General features: G+C 66.6%; 2 protein-coding genes. One reads left to right on the top strand and one right to left on the bottom strand.

Annotated elements, in window-relative coordinates; genetic code table 11:
* On the top strand, window positions 1–737 hold a 737-nt coding region (locus RMO81_RS13520; protein ID WP_310476417.1), incomplete at its 5' end, for an amino acid permease.
* A gap of 72 nt (window positions 738–809) precedes the next feature.
* On the opposite strand, the gene RMO81_RS13525 is transcribed toward RMO81_RS13520, so the two are convergent.
* Entirely contained in the window at window positions 810–1796 is a 987-nt protein-coding gene (locus RMO81_RS13525; protein ID WP_310476418.1) for an adenosine kinase, read from the bottom strand.
* Window positions 1797–2041: the final 245 nt, after the last annotated feature.

Raw genomic sequence — 2041 nt, forward strand, 5'->3', positions numbered from 1 at the left:
ATGGCGCGCAGCCGGTGTTCGGCCCGAACGGTGAAGCCTTGGCGCCCGGTTCGCCGGAACTGGTCGCCCAGTGCAAGACCTTTGCCGAAGCCACGCTGCCCGTCGTCTGCTCCAACGAAGCGCTGGCCCACGTGCTGCGCGCCATCGGCCATCCCGGCGTTGGTAACGTGTTGGGTCTCGCTGCCGGTTTCGCGCTGCCATCCGTCGTCCTGATGATGATGTTCGCGCAAACCCGCGTGTTCTTCGTGATGAGCCGCGATGGCCTGCTGCCGGGCGCCCTGTCAAAGGTGCACCCGAAATATGGCACCCCGCACGTGGTGACGATCATCACCGGCGTGGGCGTCGCCATCTCGGCGGCCTTCTTCCCGGTTGGCCAGCTCGCATCAGTGTCGAACGGCGGCACGCTGTGCGCCTTCTTCTTCGTGTCCCTCGCCATCATGACTCTGCGCCGCACCGATCCAGACCGCAAACGCGCCTTCCGCACCCCGGCGGTGTGGGTGGTGGCACCGCTGGCCGCCGCCGGCTGCCTGCTGCTGTTCGGCTTCCTCAGCATTGTGGCGCAGATGGTGTTCTTCGGCTGGGCCGCGATCGGTCTGGTGTTCTACTTCCTCTATGGCCGCAGCCGTTCCAACGTGGCGCGCGGCATCACCGTGGTGGGCGAACTCGATCCGAACGTGCCGCCGCAGGGCGTGCCGCCGCTGCCGGGCATCCACACGCCGGGCGGTAAAGACGCGTAACGCGCCATCACACGCGCAAACGAAAAGGGCGGCCTGCAAGGGCCGCCCTTTTTGTTTGTGGGGTGGTGACGTTCAGCCCAACTTGGCCGCCACCAACGCCCGCAGATCCGCTTCCGGCCGCGCGCCGAAGTGGCTGATCACTTCCGCCGCCGAAATGCATCCGATGCGCGCGCAATCCGGCAGGCTGCGACCCTGCACCAAAGCCGCCATGAAACCGCCGGCAAACAGAACGCCGGCGCCGGTGGTATCAACCACCTTGGCCACCTTTTCACCGGCCACTTCGTAACGTTGGCCACCGCCGAGCACGACGGCACCCTTTTCGCTGCGGGTCACCACCGTGATGCAGGCGTGCTTCGCCAGTTCCGCCATTGCCGCATCGATGTCGCCCGTCTGATACAGCGCCTTCACCTCATTCTCGTTGCCGAACATGATGTCCACGTGGCTTTCCAGCAGGTTGCGGAAATCGGCGCGATGGCCCTCCACGCAGAACACATCGCTCAACGTGAAGGCCACCTTGTTCCCCGCCTCGCGCGCCACCTTGATGGCCGCCTGCATGGCCGCACGCGGCGCCGCCGGATCCCACAGATAGCCTTCCAGATAGAGAATGCCCGACGCCTTCACCAATTCGGCATCCAGATCGCTGGCATCCAGTTCCTGGCAGGCGCCCAGATAGGTGTTCATCGTGCGCTCGCCATCGGGCGTCACCACGATCAGGCAGCGGCCCGTCGGGCGGCCACCGGTGACAGCAGCGGTATCAAACGCCACGCCGGCCGCGCGAATATCATGGGTGAAAACCTCGCCCAGCTGATCGCCCGCCACCCGGCCCACAAACGCCGTCTTCGCGCCCAGTGCGGCGGCACCCACCACCGAATTGGCCGCCGAACCACCGCTGATCTCCCGACCAGGGCCCATGGCGGCATAAAGCGCCTCCGCCGTATCGGCATCGATCAGGCGCATGCAGCCATGCTCGATCCCACGCTCGCTCAGAAAATCGGGAGTCTCGCTGCTGATCACGTCAACAATGGCGTTGCCCATGGCGAGAATGTCATACTGCGGCATGCGAGCCTCCTGAAAATGCAGGCGTTGCCATAGCCGCTTGCCCCGCCCCTGCCCACCCCCTAGGCTGGTGCAACTCCCTCCCCCTTGTGGGGAGGGTCGAGAGACGCCGCAGGCGGCCCGGGGTGGGGGTGCTGCGCTTGCGGCAACGGGCGCACCCCCACCCCCCCGCGCGGGCCGCGCGCGTAGACCCACCCCCCAAAGCGGGGGGGGTGTTTAAACCCCACCCCGAACCCCAACCCCCCCCC

Source organism: Sandarakinorhabdus sp. (assembly GCF_031422795.1).
Lineage (GTDB): Bacteria > Pseudomonadota > Alphaproteobacteria > Sphingomonadales > Sphingomonadaceae > Sandarakinorhabdus.

Excerpts from the sequence above, each read along its gene's own strand:
- RMO81_RS13525 (WP_310476418.1), bottom strand. The coding sequence starts at position 1,796 with ATGCCGCAGTATGACATTCTCGCCATGGGCAACGCCATTGTTGACGTG.